Genomic DNA, 16,323 nt, shown 5'->3' with positions numbered 1-16,323 from the left:
CTTACGGGGTGAAGCCTTTGCCGACCTTTTCGAGGGCGTCGTCGACGACCTTGGTGAGGTCGAGGGTGCCGTTGGAGTCGACCCAGGCGAAGAGGGCGGGGAGCATGGCGCCGACGCAGGCGCCGGCCATGATCTGGACCTCCAGGTCGTCCTCGGGGCGGCCGATGCGGGGGGCGATCGCGGTGCTGATCAGCTTGATGTTGCCGATCAAGCCGTCGAGCAGGCGGGCGCGCAGCGCGGGGACCGAGTTCTGCAGGCGGCTGCGAAAGAGGATCTTGTCGCGGTCCGCTTCCGGCAGGTTGCTCATCGTGGTGCGCACGGCGTGCCGCAGCGCGTCGATCGGCCCCAGCTCGGCCGGCGCCGCCGCGACGGCGCCGGCCAGCATCGGGTCGTACTCGTCGTCGAGGACGACGTCCTCCTTGGTGGCGAAGTACCGGAAGAACGTGCTGGGCGAGATCTCGGCGGCCGCCGCGATCTGCTCGACCGTGGTGGCGTCGTAGCCCTGCTCGGTGAACAGCCGCAGCGCGTGCTCCTGGATCAGCCAGCGGGTCTTCTGCTTCTTGCGCTCACGCAACCCCGACGAGCTCATGTGCGGATTCTCCACCATCGCCGAGGTCGGGGCGGCGGGCGGGCAGCAGCAGGGCGGTCAGCGCCGCCCCCACGACCGCGATCGCGGCGCAGCTCCACAGCACCGCGGCCATGCCCGCGACGAAGGCGTCGTGCGCGCTCGCCGCCAGCTCCGGCCGACCCAGCGCGGCGGCCACGGCGTACGCGCCGGCGGCCGAGTCCTGCGCGGTCCGGGCCGCGTCGGCCCCGAGCCCGGCGACGTCGACCCGTCCGGTGTAGACGGCGTTCAGCAGGCTGCCGAGCAGGGCCACGCCCAGCGCCCCGGCGGCCTGCCGCATGGTCATGGTCAGCGCGGTGCCGGAGCCGGCCCGCTCCGGGGGCAGCGCGCCCAGCACGGCGTCCATCGCGGGTGCCAGTGCCAGCCCGGTGCCGAAGCCGACGATTGCGCACCAGGCGGCCGCGAAGCCGTACCCGGTGGTGGGCCCGGTCGTCGCGCCGAGCGCCAGCCCGGCCGCGGTGATGAGCAGGCCCGCGGTCACCGGCAGCCGGTGGCCGATCCGGACGGACAGCCGGGCCGCGAGCGGCGACGCCACGAACAGCCCGCCGATCAGGGGCAGCAGCCGGACGCCGGTGCCCAGGGCGTCGTAGCCGAACCCGAACGACAGGTACTGCGGCACCACGAAGAGCAGGCCGAACAGGCCGAAGGAGAGGACCGTGGCGGCGACCGCGCCCCACAGGAAGCCGGGGTCGCCGAACAGCCGCAGGTCGATCATCGGGTGGCCGGTGCGCCGCTCCCACCACCCGAACGCGGCCAGCAGCAGCACGCCTCCGGTCAGCGCGGCCAGCACCAGCGGGTCGCCCCAGCCGCGCTCCGGCGCGGCGACGATGCCGTACACCAGGGTCACCAGGCCGGTCGTGGAGAGCAGGCCGCCGGGCAGGTCGGCCGGGCGCGGGTGCGGATCGCGGTTCTCCGGCATGAGCAGCGCCACCGCGATCATGCCCAGTGCCGCGACCGGCACGTTGATCAGGAAGATCGAGCCCCACCAGAAGTGGTCGAGCAGGTAGCCGCCCACGATCGGGCCGAGCGGGATGCCCAGGCCGAGGCCCAGCATCAGCACCGCGACCGCCTTCGGCCGCTCGGCGGGCGCGAACAGCGCGGGCAGCACCGCGACCGCGGTCGGGGTGAGGATCGCCGCGCCGAAGCCCATCAGGGTGCGCGCGACCAGCAGCGCGCCCAGCCCGTCGGCGAACACCGAGACCAGCGAGGCCGTGCCGAGCACCGCCAGCCCGATCAGAAGCAGCCGCCGGCGGCCGTAACGGTCGCCCAGCGCCCCGAACGGCAGCATCAGCCCCGCGAACACCAGCACGTACGCGTTGACGACCCACTGCAGGCCGTCGGTGCCCGCGTCCAGGTCCGCCGCGATCGTGGGCAGCGCGACGTTGAGCACCGTCCCGTCCAGTCCCACCGTGAGCACGCTGAGCACCAGTGCGCCCAGCGCCCACCAGCGCCGCCGATCCGACATGACATCGCCTCCAAAATGATAGCCACTAGAAAATGACAGTAGCTATCAGAATTCTGGAGCGCAAACAGCGAGGCCCCCGGCGGGTGCGCCGGGGGCCTCGTGGTGTCTCGGATCAGCGGTCGCGACCGTGCAGCAGCTTCGTCACGGTCAGCGCCAGCCGGACCGCCGACGGCTTGCGCTCGAAGGTGAGCAGCGCGGGCAGGCTCGGCAGCCGCCGCCGGGCGATGGCCTTGGCCCGGGTGAACTCGCGCAGGCCGTCCGCGCCGTGGATGCGGCCGAAGCCGGACGCGCCGACGCCGCCGAAGGGCAGTGAGGGCAGCACCGCGAACGAGAACGCCGAGTTCACCGCGGTCATGCCGGTGCGCAGCCGGCGCGCGATCGCCATGCCGTGGCGCTTGGAGAACACCGCCGAGCCCAGCCCGTACGCGGAGTCGTTGGCCAGCGTGATCGCCTCCTCGACCGAGGCGACCTTGGTGACCGTGATGGTCGGCCCGAACGTCTCCTCGCGCACGGCCGCCGACGTCTCCGGCACGTCGACCAGGATGGTCGGCTTGACGTACGCGCCCTGCACCGAGTCGGGGCCGCCGAGCAGGGCGCGGCCGCCGCTGTTCAGCGCGTCGTCGATGTGCCGGGCGATGATGTCGCGCTGGCCGGGCATCGTGATCGGGCCGACCTGCTCGCCGAGCGTCAGCTTCTCGGTGCGCGCCACCAGCTTGCTCACGAACGCGTCGTACACCCGCTCGTGCACGTACGCCCGCTCGATGCCGACGCAGGCCTGGCCGGCGTTGAAGTTGGCGCCCCAGGCCGCCGCCTCCGCCGCCGCGTCGAGGTCGGCGTCGTCGGCCACGATCAGCGCGTCCTTGCCGCCGCACTCGATGAGCACCGGGGTCAGCGACTCGGCGCAGGCCGCCATCACCTTGCGGCCGGTCGCCGCGGAGCCGGTGAAGGCCAGCTTGTCCACGCCCGACCGGCACAGCGCCGCGCCCGTCTCGCCGGTGCCGTGCACGATCTGCAGCACCGGGTGCTCCGGCACGACCTCGTTGAAGGCGTCCACGTAGAACTGGCCGACGGCGGGGGTGTACTCGCTGGGCTTGAACACCACGGCGTTGCCCGCGGCCAGCCCGTACGCGATGGAGCCGAACGGGGTGAAGATCGGGAAGTTCCACGGGCCGAGCACGCCGATGACGCCGAACGGCTGGTACTCCAGGTGCGCGGCGTACTCGGACTGCATCAGCGAGCCACCGACCCGGCGCGGGCCGAGGACCTTGCGGGCGTGCTTGGCGGCCCAGGCGGCGTGGTCGACCGAGACGACGATCTCCAGCAGTGCCTCGTCGACCGGCTTGCCGCCCTCGCGGTGCATCAGCTCGGCCAGCTCGTGGATGCGGGTGACCAGCAGGCTACGCCAGCGCAGCAGCCGCCGGCGGCGCTCGCGCCAGCCCAGCCCGGCCCACCAGACGCTCGCGACGCGGGCCCGCTCGACGGCGGCGGCCACGTCCGCGGCGGTGGCGACGGGCAGGCGGGCCACCTCGTCACCGGTGGCGGGGTTCGTCGAGATCAGCTCGCCGGCCTCGACGACACTCGCGCCGGGCGGCAGGGATGAGGTGGTGGTCACGCGCGCAGTCTAGGCCTACTGATCAGTAATCCGAAACATCCTCACGCATGGAGGTGGTCCTCGATCAGCCGGGCCGCGATCGCCGCCGGGTCCGGGAGCTCGTTGTTCTCGAACAGGTCGAGGAAACGCTGCTGCCCGGCGAACCGGGCGGCCCGGATCGTCTCCTGCATGCCGGTGTCCATCACCCCGGGATTGACGATCTCCACCCGGATCCGGGGCTCGTCCGCGTACTGCTCGGCCAGGTGCGCGAAGAACTCCTCCGCCCCGCGCTTGGTCGCCGAGTACGCCGACCAGCCGTCGATGACCCGGTGCGCCGCGCCCGAGGAGACGAACATGATCAAGGCGCGGGCCGTCGCGGGCAGTGCCGCCAGCAGGGAGTTGGTCAGCAGCATCGGCGCGGTCAGGTTCACCGCGACCGCGTTGGCCAGCTCGTCGGGCTCAAGGTCGCCGATCGGCCCGATCGGGGCGACCACCGCGGCGTTGTGGATCAACACCACCTCGTCGGCGTCCGCGATCAGCTCGTTCAGCTCGGACGCGTGCGGCAGGGTGGACGGCTCGGCCAGCTCGCAGTGGCGCAGGATCAGCCGCGGGCCGGCGGCGATGCGCTGCGCGTCGGTGAAGCCGCGACCCAGCGCCAGCACCGTGGTGCCCTCGTCGGTCTCGAACTGGTTCAGCAGCGCCTCACCCAGCCCGCGGGACACGCCTGTGATCACGACATAACGCACGCTCACAGGCTAGTCCGTCGGTGGCCGCGCCGGTCGACCGGCGCGGCCGCCCGAGGCCCGTCACTCGTATTCGGTGCCGCCCTTGCGGGTGAGGTAGGCGGGGGAGACGAGCTTGCCGATGGCGCGGCCGCCGGTCACCGGGCTGTAGCGCTCGGGCAGCGAGCGTACGACCAGGCCCTCGCGCAGGTTCGCGCCCGTGCCGGACACCGTCTCGGTGCCGTCGGCCAGCCCGATCAGCTCCTGCTCGTCGTAGGCGCCCCGGTAGAGCACCGGGACCAGGGGCACCCCGTGCTCCGCTGCGAGCGGCGCGTATTCGTCCAGCGTCAGCCAGCGCACGCCGTCCCCGGCGTCCACGCACACGTCGAAGACCGCGTACCCGGGGCGCACCCCGGCGTTCGCGCCGTACGGCAGGTCCTGCACGCCGCGGCCGAACACCTCGCCGAACACGCCCACCCGGGCCGCGCCGAACGCGGCGGCGACCGCGGCCGCGAACGCGGGCACGTCGAACGTGCGGATCGCGCGCCAGTAGAGATTGTGGCCCGTCTCCTTGATGGCCAGGCGCTGCTTGCCGAAGCCCTTCGAGGACGCGTACACCTCGCCGGTCGCCGCGACGAACGTCATCAGCGTCGCCGAACCGTGGATCTTCTCGGTGGCGATCACCGGCTCGCCGGCCGTGAACAGGTCGGGGTAACGGCGGATGTTCTCCACCTCCAACCAGGGCAGCAGGTCGGCGGCGGGCTCCATGTCACCGGCCAGGTGCACCGGCACCGGCGGGTTCCACTTGACCACGCCGAGCAGCTCCGCGAAGTCCGTGCCCGCCGCGGCCGCCTGGACCAGGTCCACGTCGGACAGCGCCTTCGGCAGGCAGACGATGCCCTGGGACAGCTCGCCGCGCAGGCGTACCGCGGTGATGCGGTCCTTGTTCGCTCCCGCCAGACGGCCGGTGAGGCCGAGTTCGGCGATCAGCGGCTCCGGCAGCACGGAGCCTTCGGGCAGGTAGACGGCGTGGTCCCCGGTGCGGAAAGCACCCTTGGCGACCACCGCGCGCAGCCGTCCCACCTCGGCGAGTTCGAGCGCGTCGGCGTTGGGGTGCGGGTGGATCACCAGCCGTTCCGCGGTGACCTTGAGTGTCGACATGCGGAGAATCGTCCCGGCGCGGCATCCCCCCGGCAACCGACTTAAAGGAAGGGCACCTTCACATCGCTATACGTTGTGGAAGGCGCCCTTCCCCACCTGCTGAGGACCGGGGGACGGGCGGCGGTGCCGGTGGCGGCAGCCCTGTCGGTCGGCGCGGATTGTGTGGGCGGACACCACTGGCGCGAGGCGTCCGGTGTGGCAGCATCCCGCGCACGGCGTGGGAGGAGCGGAGATGGGTCAGCAGGTGGCGTACCGGATGGAGAGCGTGCCCGTACGCGGCGGCGAGCTGCGGGTGGGCGTGTGGGGCGAGCACGGTCCGGTGCTCGTCGCGGTGCACGGCATCACCTCGTCGCACCTGGCCTGGACACTGATCGGGCCCGAGCTGGGCCGCGACCACCAGGTGGTGGCGGTCGACCTGCGCGGCCGCGGCGGCAGCCGCGACCTGCCGGGCCCTTACGGCATGTCCGAGCACGCGGCCGACATCGCCGCAGTCGTCCGGGCGTACGCCGACGGCCCCGTCCCCCTGCTCGGCCACTCGATGGGCGGCTTCGTGGTCGCGGAGACCGCGCGCCGCTTCCCGGAGCTGGTCGAGCGCCTGATCCTGGTCGACGGCGGGGCTCCGCTGCCGCTGCCGCCGGGCATCGACGCGGTGGCCGGCCCGGCCGCGCTGGAGGAGGCGATCGCCACGACGGTGGGCGCCGTCTTCGCCCGGCTGAACATGACCTTCCCGGACCGGGACGCCTACCTGGCGCTGTGGCGGCAGCACCCGTCCTTCGACCCCTGGCCCGCCGGAGCCGACGCCTATCTCGACTACGACCTGGTCGGTGCGGATTCGCACCTGCACGCCGCCTGCCGCATGGAGGCCGCGGTCCGCGACGGGCAGGACCTCTACGCGCTGCCGGGCACGATGCCCGCGCCGCTGCCGCGTCCCGCGGTGTTCCTGCGTGCCCCGCGCGGCATGTTCGACGATCCGGACGCCCCGCTCTACACCCCGGGCCGGGCGAGCGAGTGGCTGCCGGGCGTGGCGGAGACCGACGTGCCGGATGTGAACCACTACACGATCACGCTGGGCCGCGAGGGCGCCGCGGCCGTGGCCGCCGCCGTCCGGTCGGGCGCCCGCCACCCACGCTGACCTGCGCATCGGCGGCACCCACCCGCCTGCGCGCCGCACCGGCCGTTAAGAAGGGCGCCTTCCACAACGCATGGCGATGTGAAGGTGCCCTTCCTTCTTGTCTGTCGGCGAGTGGCTAGGTTCACTTTCGGGGCAGGGTGTGGGGAGGCAGGGGCCGTGGGAGACTCCCGAGTAGCCTTAGCGATCGTTTGGGAGATGGGATGGGCACTGTGGCTCGCGAAATCAACACGGTGGGCGTGGTCGGCCTCGGCACCATGGGCGCCGGCATCGTCGAGGTATTCGCGCGCAACGGCCTGAACGTCGTGGCCGTCGAGATCAGCGAGGGCGCGCTGGAGCGGGGCCGGGCCAACCTGGCCGGCTCGACCGACCGCGCAGTGGCCAAGGGCAAGCTGTCCGAGCAGGACCGCGACGCGCTGCACGCCCGGGTCGACTTCCAGGTCGGGCTCGCCGCGCTGCACAGCGTCGACTTCGTGATCGAGGCGGTGCCCGAGCACCTGGACCTCAAGCAGGCGATCTTCGCCGAGCTGGACAAGGTCTGCCCGCCGCACGCCATCCTCGCCACCAACACCAGCTCGCTGTCGGTCACCGAGATCTCCGTGGCCACGCACCGGCCCAACCAGGTCATCGGCGTGCACTTCTTCAACCCCGCGCCGGTGATGAAGCTGGTCGAGATCATCCGCACCGTGGTGACCGCGCCGGAGGTCGTCGCCGACGTGGAGGCGCTGTGCGCCCGGCTCGGCAAGACCGACGTGACCATCAGCGACCGGGCCGGCTTCATCGCCAACGCGCTGCTGTTCGGCTACCTGAACCACGCCGTGACGATGTTCGAGAACCACTACGCCACCCGCGAGGACATCGACGCGGCCATGAAGCTGGGCTGCGGCCTGCCCATGGGCCCGCTCGCGCTGATGGACCTGATCGGCCTGGACACGGCGTACGAGATCCTCGACACCATGTACCGCCGCGGCGGCCGCGACCGCCGTCACGCCCCGGCGCCGCTGCTCAAGCAGATGGTCACCGCGGGCCTGCTGGGCCGTAAGACCGGCCGCGGCTTCTACACGTACACCAAGCAGGGCTCGCCGGTCGTCGTCGCCGACGAGCTGACCCCCGCTCCCGGAGCGCACGAGGCCAGCCCGCGCCCGATCGGCAGCGTCGGCGTGGTCGGCTCGGGCACCATGGCCACCGGCATCATCGAGGTCTTCGCCAAGGCCGGCTACGAGGTGCTGAGCGTGACCCGCGGCGCGGAGAAGTCCGCCAAGGTCTGCGAGGCGGTCAAGACGTCGCTGAACAAGGGCGTGGTGCGCGGCAAGCTCACCGAGGCCGAGCGCGACGCCGCCATCGGCCGGATCACCTGGTCCACCAACCTGGACCACCTGGCCGACGTGGACATGGTCGTCGAGGCCGTGGTGGAGGAGCTGAGCGTCAAGAAGGCGCTGTTCGCCAGCCTCGACGAGATCTGCAAGCCCGGCACCGTACTGGCCACCACCACGTCGAGCCTGCCGGTCGTCGAGTGCGCCATGGCCACCCACCGCCCCGCGGACGTGGTCGGCCTGCACTTCTTCAACCCCGCCCAGGTCATGCCGCTGATCGAGGTGGTCGCCACCATCCGCACCAGCGCCGCAACTCTGGCCACCGCCGACGCCGTCGTGTCCAGCCTCGGCAAGACCGCCGTCGACTGCGCCGACCGGGCCGGCTTCATCGTCAACGCGCTGCTGTTCCCGTACCTCAACGACGCGGTGAAGATGCTGGAGGCCAGCTACGCCACCGCCGACGACATCGACGCCGCCATGAAGCTCGGCTGCGGCTACCCCATGGGCCCCTTCGAACTCCTCGACGTGGTCGGCCTGGACGTCTCCCTGGCCATCCAGCGCGAGCTCTACCTCGAACTCCGCGAGCCCGGCTTCTCCCCCGCCCCCCTCCTGGAGCACCTCGTCACCGCCGGCTACCTCGGCCGCAAAACCGGCCGCGGCTTCCGCGACCACACCCACCGCTGACCCGCCCCACCGCGCAGATCTTGCGCGGACTGGGGGGATGACACGCCCTAATCGGGCATATCCCTAACAGTTCGCGCAAGATCGTAGGGTCGGGTGGGGTGCGTCGTATCTTGGGCACATGAGTCCGCGTCGTAACAACAAGAAGGATCGCCCGGAGCGCGATCTCGATGAGGCCATGTCGCGACGCGGGGTGGAGTACGTCCATGACGATCCGGACGGTGAGTTCACCGTCCGGCATCTGAGCGGCGAGAGGTCGGACAAGACCTACAAGTGCCCGGGGTGCCACCAGGAGATCCGGCCCGGAGTGCCACACGTGGTGGCGTGGCCGTCGCAGGGGTGGGGTGACGCGGGCGACCGCAGGCACTGGCACAGCAGCTGCTGGGGGAGCCGCCACCAGCGCAAACCCAACGTCGAACGGTCCCGCAACGCGCCCCGTTACGGCTGAGGGCCGCGGTGTGATCACCGTGACGTCAGGGGGTAGGGCGGACCGTCGCGCGGGCAGACTGTAGGAGTGACCGCGATCCGTGCCAACTCGATCCTGCCCGCGCGTCGGCAGGACATCGAACTGCATACCGCCGACGGGTTGAAGCTGGTCGGGGAGCTGGCGCTCCCCGCCGACCGCGACCCGGTCGCCACCCTGATCTGCCTGCACCCGCTGCCGACGCACGGCGGCATGATGGACAGCCACGTCTACCGCAAGGCCGCCTGGCGGCTGCCCGCGCTGGCCGGGATCGCGGTGCTGCGCTTCAACAGCCGCGGCACGTCCAGCGTGCGCGGCACCAGCGAGGGCGCCTTCGACCACGCGGTGGGGGAGCGCTTCGACGTCGCCGCCGCGATCGAGTACGCCGAGTTCCACGAGCTGCCGAACCTGTGGCTGGTCGGCTGGTCCTTCGGCACCGACCTGGCTCTCAAATACGGCTGCGACCCGGCGATCGCCGGTGCGATCCTGCTGTCCCCGCCGCTGCGCTTCAGCAAGCCCGAAGACCTGGCGGTATGGGCCGACTCCGGCCGCCCGGTGACCGCGCTCGTGCCCGAGCACGACGACTACCTGCGCCCGGCCGAGGCGAAGGAGCGCTTCGCCGCGATCCCGCACGCCGAGATCGTCGGCGTGCCCGGCGCGAAGCACCTGTGGGTCGGCGACGCCGAGACGGTGCTGGACGAGATCGTCCGCCGCGTCGCCCCCGCGGTCGAGGTCCCGCTCCCCAAGGACTGGCCCGGCCCCATGGAGTACGGCGACGCCAGCGCGTACGCCGACCGCACCGTCGCCGCCTTCGCCGACAAGCCGGTCTGACCGCGGCACCGTCGCCGACCGCGGACGGGCACGAAAAAAAAGCCGCTGTGCGTCCCAGGACGCACAGCGGCTTTTTCGCGACTGTTACCGGCTGGAGGCCTCGGCGTCGGTGCTGCGCCCGTCCAGGCTGATGGTGGGCTCGTTGCCGGCCAGCATGATCGTGGGCTCGTCCCCGGCCTGCGGCTCGACCGGCTTGTCGGTCTGCGGCTTGTCGGCCGGGACGGGCGCTGCCTGAGCAGCGGCCGGAGCGGGCACGGACAGGATCTGCGTCGGCGGCTCCTCGTCGGGACGCGACGCCTCGGCGCGCCGGCGCTCGGCCTGCTCGGCGTCGCGCTGCGCCTTGGCCAGCCGCTCCAGCTCGACGTGCAGCTGCTGCTTCAGCTCGGTCAGCCGGTGCTCCACCTGCGTGATGTCGGCCCGCACCGCCACCAGGCGGGCCTGGCCGTCCTCGTACTGCTGCTTGGCGGTGTCGGCGGCGGCCTGCTCGGCGGCGGCACGGCCGCGGGCGAGCGCCACCTCCTGCTCCGCCTGGTCCGTGCGCTGGGTCGCTTGGGCTTCCACCTCGGACAGTTTGCGGCCGGCCGCGGTCGTCGCCTCGGCGAGCTGCTGCTCGGCCTGGGCGGCGGCGGCGGCCAGGCGCTGCTCGGCCTCCGTGGCGGCGGCCGCCAGCTGCTGCTCCGCCTGGGCGCGGCTCTGTGCCGTGTGGCGCTCGGACTCGGCGCGCGCGGCGGCGATCTCCTTGTCGGCCTGGATGCGCCGGGAGGCGGCCTCCTGCGCCGCGGCGGTGCGCAGGCCCTGCGCCTCGACCTGGGCGTGCGCGAGCAGCTCGCGCGCTTCGGTGCGCAGGCGCTGCGTCTCGTCCATCAGCTCGGTGCGGTGGCGCTCCTCGGACTTGCGCTCCTCGGCGCGGCGGGAGGCCAGCGCCAGATCGAAGTCGCGGGACGCGGTGGCGGCCCGCTCGCGGGCGTCGGTGAGCAGGCGCTCGGCTTCGGACCGCTGGTCGGCGATCTCCTGTGCGGCGCCGTTGCGCAGGTCGTCGGCCTGGTCCTCGGCGAGCGAGAGGATCTGCTCCACCCGCGCGCCCAGGTGCCGGAAGGAGACCCGGGACGGCACGGCGCGGCGGGCGGCGTCGGCGAGCTCCAGCTGGAGCTGCTGCACCTGGCCGGCCAGCGCCTGAAGCTGCGAGATGGCCTGGTCACGTTCGGCGGCCAGCGTCGCCAGTTCGGACTCGACCTGGACGACGTATCGGTTCACCTGCTTCTTGTCGAAGCCCTTGAGGGATGTATCGAAGCTTGGTTCCGATGAGACGCCCTCACCGAGCGCGAACAGGTCTCCGCCGTGCGACATGCGGTCCATCTTCACATAAAGAGTCACGCCGCGCCCGGCAGGTGCCGGGCGCGGCGTGATCAGATGTGGATCCGGTCGTTATTCGGCCTTCTCGGCCTTCGGCTTCTCCTCGGCCGGTGCGGCCTGCGCGGCCGGTGCGGCCGCGCCGGAGTTGCCGATGCCCGGGACGATGCCGGCCAGGCCGGACAGCATCTGGCCGAGCTGCGCGGTGACCGCGTTCTTCTGGCGGGTGAGATCGTCGACCTCGCGGCGGGCGGCCGTGGTGGTCAGCTCGGCCTCGTTGCGGGCCTCGGACACCAGGCGGTGCGCCTCTGCCTTGGACTCGTTGACGTTCTTCTCGGCGGCGATACGAGCCTTCTCGGTCGTCTCGACGGCGGTGCGCTCGGACTCGACCCGGCGCGCCTCGGCGCGCTGCTCGATCTCCTTGGCCCGGTCCTCGGCGGCCCGGGCGCGCTCCTCGGCCTCGCCGACCAGCTTCTGCGTGGCGGCGACGGCGGAGGAGTGGCGCTGCGACTCCTCGCGCTCGGACTTCTCGCGGCGCTCGGCCAGCTCGAGCTGCAGGGCCTGCAGGTCCTTGTCGCGCTTGTCCCGGGCGTCGGCCAGCATCTTGGAGGCCTCGGCGCGCTTCTCCTCCGCCTCGCGGGCGGCCTTGGCGCGCAGCTGGGTGATCTCCCGCTCGGCGGTGGCGCGCAGCGTCGCGACCTCGCGCTCGACGGTGGCCTTGAGCTCGGCCACCTCGTGCGAGGTGGCGGTGCGCAGCTGCTTGGTCTCGCGGTCGGCGTCGGCGCGCAGCGTGTCGGCCTCGCGGCGGGCCTGCACCCGGACCTCGGCGGCCTCGCGCTCGGCGGCGGTGCGCAGGTTGCCGGCCTCGCGCTCGGCGGTCGCCTTCATGGCGGCGGCCTCGGCGCGCGCCTTGTCGGTGATCTCGCGGGCCTCGAGGCGGGCCGCGGACAGGATGCCCTCGGACTCGCGCTTGGACTCGCCGCGGTGGTCGTTGGCCTGCTCCTCGGCGAGGCGCAGGATCTGCTCCACGCGGGTGCCGAGGCCGGACAGGGTGGGGCGGCTGTTCTCTTCCAGCTGCTTGCTCGTGTCGGTCAGCTTCTGCTCGACCGAGTTGAGACGCTGCTCAGCCTGGCGCAGACGACGCTGGGCGTCGTTCATGCGCTGCTCGGCCTCCGCACGTGCCTGCTCCGACTGGGCAAGCTGAGCGTTCAGACGACCGACAAACGCGTTTACCTGCTCGCGGTCGAAACCGCGCAGGACGACTGTGAAGTCTTGTTGGGTATTCGCGCCATCGAAGAACGCGACGGAGGAGGGCTGCTGGGACATTGGCACATACTCGCAGATGACCCCGGGTGTCGCGCAAGGGCGTGGGGGTACTTTCGCCCACCGGATATGGGCCGATGGCACGAAGGTGCCGGTGACCATAACGGATGGAAGATCCATACCGGAAGCTAATTGTCAGTATTGCCCGAAATGCCGGATGGCGAAAGCGCGCCGTTGCGCTTCCGCCATCCGGGTCCTTCGGCAGCCAGCCTCACCTGCGGTGAGCCGGAGATCACACCCCGCGGAACCGGTTGATCGCGGGCAGGTGGCGGGCCCGCTTGGCCTGATCGCGTACGCCCAGACCCTCCGCGGGGGCCAGGCACAGCACGCCGACCTTGCCCTGGTGCGCGTTGCGGTGCACCTCGTAGGCGGCCTGACCGGTCTGCTCCAGAGGGAACACCTTGGACAGCGTCGGGTGCACGCGGCCCAGGTCGACCAGGCGGTTGGCCTCCCACGCCTCGCGGTAGTTGGCGAAGTGGCTGCCCACGATCCGCTTGAGCGACATCCACAGGTAGCGGTTGTCGTACTGGTGCTCGTAGCCGCTGGTCGAAGCGCAGGTGACGATGGTGCCGCCCTTCTTGGCGACGTACACGCTGGCGCCGAACGTCTCCCGGCCCGGGTGCTCGAACACGATGTCGGGGTCCTCGCCGCCGGTCAGCTCACGGATGCGCGCCCCGAACCGCTTCCACTCGGCCGGATCCTGGGTGTGCTCATCGGACCAGAACTTGTAGCCCTCCGCAGCCCGGTCGATGACCAGGTCGGCGCCCATGCGGCGGCAGATCTCGGCCTTCTCCGGAGAGGACACCACGCACACCGGGATCGCGCCGCCGTTGAGCGCCATCTGCGTGGCGTACGAGCCGAGGCCGCCGCTCGCGCCCCAGATCAGCACGACGTCGCCCTGCTTCATGTTCGCGCCGTGGTGCGACACCAGCTGCCGGTACGCGGTGGAGTTGACCAGCCCCGGGCTGGCCGCCTCCTCCCAGGTCAGGTGGGCGGGCTTGGGCATGAGCTGGTTGGACTTGACGATCGCCAGCTGGGCCAGCCCGCCGAAGTTGGTCTCGAAGCCCCAGATGCGCTGCTGCGGGTCGAGCATGGTGTCGTCGTGGCCGGCCGCGTCCTCCAGCTCGACGTTGAGGCAGTGCGCCACGACCTGGTCGCCGGCCTGCCACTTGGTCACCCCCGGGCCGGTGCGCAGCACCACGCCCGCCGCGTCCGAACCCACCACGTGGTACGGCAGGTCGTGGCGCTTGGTCAAAGCCGACAACCGTCCGTATCGCTTCAGGAACCCGAACGTCGACATCGGCTCGAAAATGGACGTCCACACGGTGTTGTAGTTGACCGCGCTGGCCATGACCGCGATCAGCGCCTCGCCCGGCCCCAGCTCGGGAGTGGGCACTTCCTGCAGGTGGAGTGCCTTGCGCGGGTCCTTGTCGCGGGTGGCCAGTCCGTCGAACATGGCGGTCTCGTCCTCGCGTACCACCATGCCCTGGTATGAGGCCGGCACCGGCACGCCGGCCAGGCTCCGCAGGAGCGCGGCGGGGTCGGCCGCGTTCTCGGCTTCCATGATCACGTCGAGGATGTCTTGCACGGCGCCACCTCCGTGGTGAGGGAACTGCGGCGTCCCGCGCTCGCGCTGCGGGCGGTAGTTCCGGGTCTGCGGGCCATCCTTGGCGGGCCCTCCTGCGGGTCGCCATGTGGTCGGGCACACATGTGCGCTTCAGGTGAGCCGGACGTTACTGGTCGGTAGCTTTCGCGGGAACGCTTGTGTGAAAAAGTCCACGCTCTACTTAACGATCATTCAGTCGGGGTGGCCCGCAGGGGCCGGTCAGTGGCCGTGGCCGGGCTCGACCAGCTCCACGAGCACGCCGCCGGCGTCCTTCGGGTGCACGAAGTTGATCCGCGAGCCCGCGGTGCCGCGCTTGGGGGCCTCGTAGAGCAGGCGTACACCGCGCTCGCGCAGGGCCGCGCAGGTCGCGTCGACGTCGGCGACCGTGTAGGCCATCTGCTGGATGCCGGGGCCGCTGCGGTCCAGGAACTTGCCGATCGGCGAGTCCGGGCGCAGGGGCGCGAGCAGCTGCACGGCGCCGCCGTCGGGGCTCGGCCCGACCTGGAGCATCGCCTCGCGTACGCCCTGCTCCTCGTTGGTCTCCGTGTGCACGCAGGTCATCCCGAACGTACCTTCGTAGAAGGCGATGGCGGCGTCGAGATCCGGCACGGCGATGCCCACGTGATCGATGCGCAGCAGACCCACGAGCTGTGACGGAGTGCTCTGTGATGAGGTCGACAGGGATCCGGGTTCGGTCATGCGGTTAGTCTGACCGAACCATCGTTAAGGCGATACGTGAACCAGGCCACTCGGAGGGGTACACCATGACTTCTGTGATCGTGAGCGGAGCGCGCACCCCGATGGGCCGCCTGCTCGGCAACCTGAAGGACCTGTCGGCCACGCAGCTCGGCTCGGTCGCCATCAAGGCCGCCCTGGAGCGCGCCGGGGTCTCCCCCGACCAGGTGCAGTACGTGATCATGGGCCAGGTGCTGCAGGCCGGCGGCGGCCAGATCACCGCCCGCCAGGCCGCCGTCGGCGCCGGCGTGCCGATGAGCGTGCCCGCGCTCACCGTGAACAAGGTCTGCCTGTCCGGCCTCGACGCGATCGCGCTGGCCGACCAGCTGATCCGGGCCGGCGAGTTCGACATCGTGGTGGCCGGCGGCATGGAGTCCATGACCAACGCCCCGCACCTGCTCATCGGCCAGCGCACCGGCTACAAGTACGGCGACGTCGTGGTCAAGGACCACATGGCCCACGACGGCCTGTCCGACGCGTGGGACCAGTGCTCCATGGGCGAGTCGACCGAGCGCCACAACGGCCGCTACGAGATCAGCCGCGCCGAGCAGGACGCCTTCGCCGCCGCGTCGCACCAGCGCGCCGCCGCCGCGATCAAGGACGGCCGCTTCGCCGAGGAGATCGCCCCGGTCACCATCCCCGCCCGCAAGGGCGACCCCATCGTGGTCAGCGAGGACGAGGGCGTACGCCCCGACACCACCGCCGACACCCTGGGCAGGCTGCGCCCGGCGTTCGCCAAGGACGGCACCATCACCGCCGGCTCCTCCTCGCCGATCTCCGACGGCGCGGCCGCGGTCGTGGTCATGCGCAAGGAGAAGGCGCAGGAGCTGGGCCTGACCTGGCTCGCCGAGATCGGCGCGCACGGCAACGTCGCGGGCCCCGACAACTCGCTGCACGCCCAGCCCGCCAACGCCATCAAGCAGGCCCTGGCCAAGGACGGCCTGACCACGGCCGACCTGGACCTGGTCGAGATCAACGAGGCGTTCGCCGCGGTCGGTATCCAGTCCACCCGCGAGCTGGGCATCGACCCCGAGATCGTGAACGTCAACGGCGGCGCGATCGCGCTGGGCCACCCCATCGGCATGTCCGGCGCCCGCCTCGCCCTCACCCTGGCCCTGGAGCTCAAGCGCCGCGGCGGCGGCATCGGCGCGGCCGCCCTCTGCGGCGGCGGCGGCCAGGGCGACGCCCTGATCCTCAAGGTCGCCCCCTGACCCACCGCCCTCCCGCCCACGACGCCGCCGCGCTGCCCGCGCCACGCGACGTCCGTGGCGCAACTCTCGAAGAGTCGCGGCTTCCGACTTCCCGGACGGCCGCGACTCTTTAAGAGT

At 71.7% G+C, this 16,323-nt stretch carries 14 protein-coding genes; 5 read left to right on the top strand and 9 right to left on the bottom strand.

What is annotated here, in order from left to right:
* Nucleotide 1: 1 nt before the first annotated feature.
* From F9C41_RS30275 to F9C41_RS30255, 5 genes are all read right to left on the bottom strand, one after another.
* The gene (locus F9C41_RS30275) at nucleotides 2-589 is read right to left on the bottom strand and encodes an acyl-CoA-like ligand-binding transcription factor (RefSeq protein WP_155390214.1); all 588 of its coding nucleotides are present in this window, start codon (nucleotides 587-589) and stop codon (nucleotides 2-4) included.
* Entirely contained in the window at nucleotides 567-2,090 is a 1,524-nt protein-coding gene (locus tag F9C41_RS30270) for a DHA2 family efflux MFS transporter permease subunit (protein WP_155390213.1), read from the bottom strand. Before F9C41_RS30270 ends, F9C41_RS30275 begins: the two co-directional genes overlap by 23 nt.
* A 112-nt stretch (nucleotides 2,091-2,202) precedes the next feature.
* On the bottom strand, nucleotides 2,203-3,702 hold the full coding sequence (locus tag F9C41_RS30265; protein ID WP_155390212.1) for an aldehyde dehydrogenase family protein: 1,500 nt from the start codon (nucleotides 3,700-3,702) through the stop codon (nucleotides 2,203-2,205).
* Between the two features lie 41 nt (nucleotides 3,703-3,743).
* Entirely contained in the window at nucleotides 3,744-4,427 is a 684-nt protein-coding gene (locus tag F9C41_RS30260) for an SDR family NAD(P)-dependent oxidoreductase (RefSeq protein WP_196280016.1), read from the bottom strand.
* A gap of 60 nt (nucleotides 4,428-4,487) precedes the next feature.
* Complete coding sequence (locus F9C41_RS30255; protein ID WP_155390210.1) at nucleotides 4,488-5,564, bottom strand: RNA ligase (ATP); 1,077 nt, start codon at nucleotides 5,562-5,564, stop codon at nucleotides 4,488-4,490.
* A gap of 232 nt (nucleotides 5,565-5,796) precedes the next feature.
* Here F9C41_RS30255 and F9C41_RS30250 point away from each other — a divergent pair, with 232 nt between their 5' ends.
* From F9C41_RS30250 to F9C41_RS30235, 4 genes are all read left to right on the top strand, one after another.
* Nucleotides 5,797-6,696 (top strand): alpha/beta fold hydrolase, encoded by a 900-nt coding sequence (locus tag F9C41_RS30250; RefSeq protein WP_155390209.1) that lies wholly within the window; start codon nucleotides 5,797-5,799, stop codon nucleotides 6,694-6,696.
* Between the two features lie 200 nt (nucleotides 6,697-6,896).
* Entirely contained in the window at nucleotides 6,897-8,690 is a 1,794-nt protein-coding gene (locus F9C41_RS30245) for a 3-hydroxyacyl-CoA dehydrogenase family protein (protein ID WP_407924748.1), read from the top strand.
* 118 nt (nucleotides 8,691-8,808) lie between these two features.
* Nucleotides 8,809-9,135, top strand: coding sequence for a hypothetical protein (locus F9C41_RS30240; RefSeq protein WP_373313424.1), 327 nt, complete (start codon nucleotides 8,809-8,811; stop codon nucleotides 9,133-9,135).
* Between the two features lie 66 nt (nucleotides 9,136-9,201).
* Nucleotides 9,202-9,981 (top strand): alpha/beta hydrolase, encoded by a 780-nt coding sequence (locus tag F9C41_RS30235; protein ID WP_155390208.1) that lies wholly within the window; start codon nucleotides 9,202-9,204, stop codon nucleotides 9,979-9,981.
* Between the two features lie 84 nt (nucleotides 9,982-10,065).
* Here the strand turns inward: F9C41_RS30235 and F9C41_RS30230 are convergent, their stop codons facing one another.
* The 4 genes from F9C41_RS30230 to mce form a co-directional block, all read right to left on the bottom strand.
* Entirely contained in the window at nucleotides 10,066-11,328 is a 1,263-nt protein-coding gene (locus F9C41_RS30230; RefSeq protein ID WP_155390207.1) for a coiled-coil domain-containing protein, read from the bottom strand.
* A 78-nt stretch (nucleotides 11,329-11,406) separates the two neighbouring features.
* Nucleotides 11,407-12,657: a coiled-coil domain-containing protein gene (locus tag F9C41_RS30225; RefSeq protein ID WP_155390206.1), complete on the bottom strand. Its 1,251-nt coding sequence runs from the start codon at nucleotides 12,655-12,657 to the stop codon at nucleotides 11,407-11,409.
* 229 nt (nucleotides 12,658-12,886) lie between these two features.
* Complete coding sequence (ccrA, locus tag F9C41_RS30220; protein WP_155390205.1) at nucleotides 12,887-14,242, bottom strand: crotonyl-CoA carboxylase/reductase; 1,356 nt, start codon at nucleotides 14,240-14,242, stop codon at nucleotides 12,887-12,889.
* 237 nt (nucleotides 14,243-14,479) lie between these two features.
* Entirely contained in the window at nucleotides 14,480-14,959 is a 480-nt protein-coding gene (gene mce / locus F9C41_RS30215; protein ID WP_155390204.1) for a methylmalonyl-CoA epimerase, read from the bottom strand.
* A gap of 65 nt (nucleotides 14,960-15,024) precedes the next feature.
* Between mce and F9C41_RS30210 the strand changes: the two genes are divergently transcribed.
* Nucleotides 15,025-16,206: an acetyl-CoA C-acetyltransferase gene (locus tag F9C41_RS30210; protein WP_155390203.1), complete on the top strand. Its 1,182-nt coding sequence runs from the start codon at nucleotides 15,025-15,027 to the stop codon at nucleotides 16,204-16,206.
* Nucleotides 16,207-16,323 lie beyond the last annotated feature (117 nt).

This window comes from Catellatospora paridis, from assembly GCF_009720365.1.
GTDB classification, from domain to species: domain Bacteria; phylum Actinomycetota; class Actinomycetes; order Mycobacteriales; family Micromonosporaceae; genus Catellatospora; species Catellatospora paridis.
This window is presented reverse-complemented; position numbering and strand designations above follow the sequence as displayed.

Excerpts from the sequence above, each read along its gene's own strand:
- F9C41_RS30225 (WP_155390206.1), bottom strand. The coding sequence starts at position 12,657 with ATGTCCCAGCAGCCCTCCTCCGTCGCGTTCTTCGATGGCGCGAATACC.
- F9C41_RS30270 (WP_155390213.1), bottom strand. The coding sequence starts at position 2,090 with ATGTCGGATCGGCGGCGCTGGTGGGCGCTGGGCGCACTGGTGCTCAGC.
- F9C41_RS30230 (WP_155390207.1), bottom strand. The coding sequence starts at position 11,328 with ATGTCGCACGGCGGAGACCTGTTCGCGCTCGGTGAGGGCGTCTCATCG.
- F9C41_RS30245 (WP_407924748.1), top strand. The coding sequence starts at position 6,897 with ATGGGCACTGTGGCTCGCGAAATCAACACGGTGGGCGTGGTCGGCCTC.
- F9C41_RS30240 (WP_373313424.1), top strand. The coding sequence starts at position 8,809 with ATGAGTCCGCGTCGTAACAACAAGAAGGATCGCCCGGAGCGCGATCTC.
- F9C41_RS30275 (WP_155390214.1), bottom strand. The coding sequence starts at position 589 with ATGAGCTCGTCGGGGTTGCGTGAGCGCAAGAAGCAGAAGACCCGCTGG.
- F9C41_RS30250 (WP_155390209.1), top strand. The coding sequence starts at position 5,797 with ATGGGTCAGCAGGTGGCGTACCGGATGGAGAGCGTGCCCGTACGCGGC.
- F9C41_RS30255 (WP_155390210.1), bottom strand. The coding sequence starts at position 5,564 with ATGTCGACACTCAAGGTCACCGCGGAACGGCTGGTGATCCACCCGCAC.
- F9C41_RS30210 (WP_155390203.1), top strand. The coding sequence starts at position 15,025 with ATGACTTCTGTGATCGTGAGCGGAGCGCGCACCCCGATGGGCCGCCTG.
- mce (WP_155390204.1), bottom strand. The coding sequence starts at position 14,959 with ATGACCGAACCCGGATCCCTGTCGACCTCATCACAGAGCACTCCGTCA.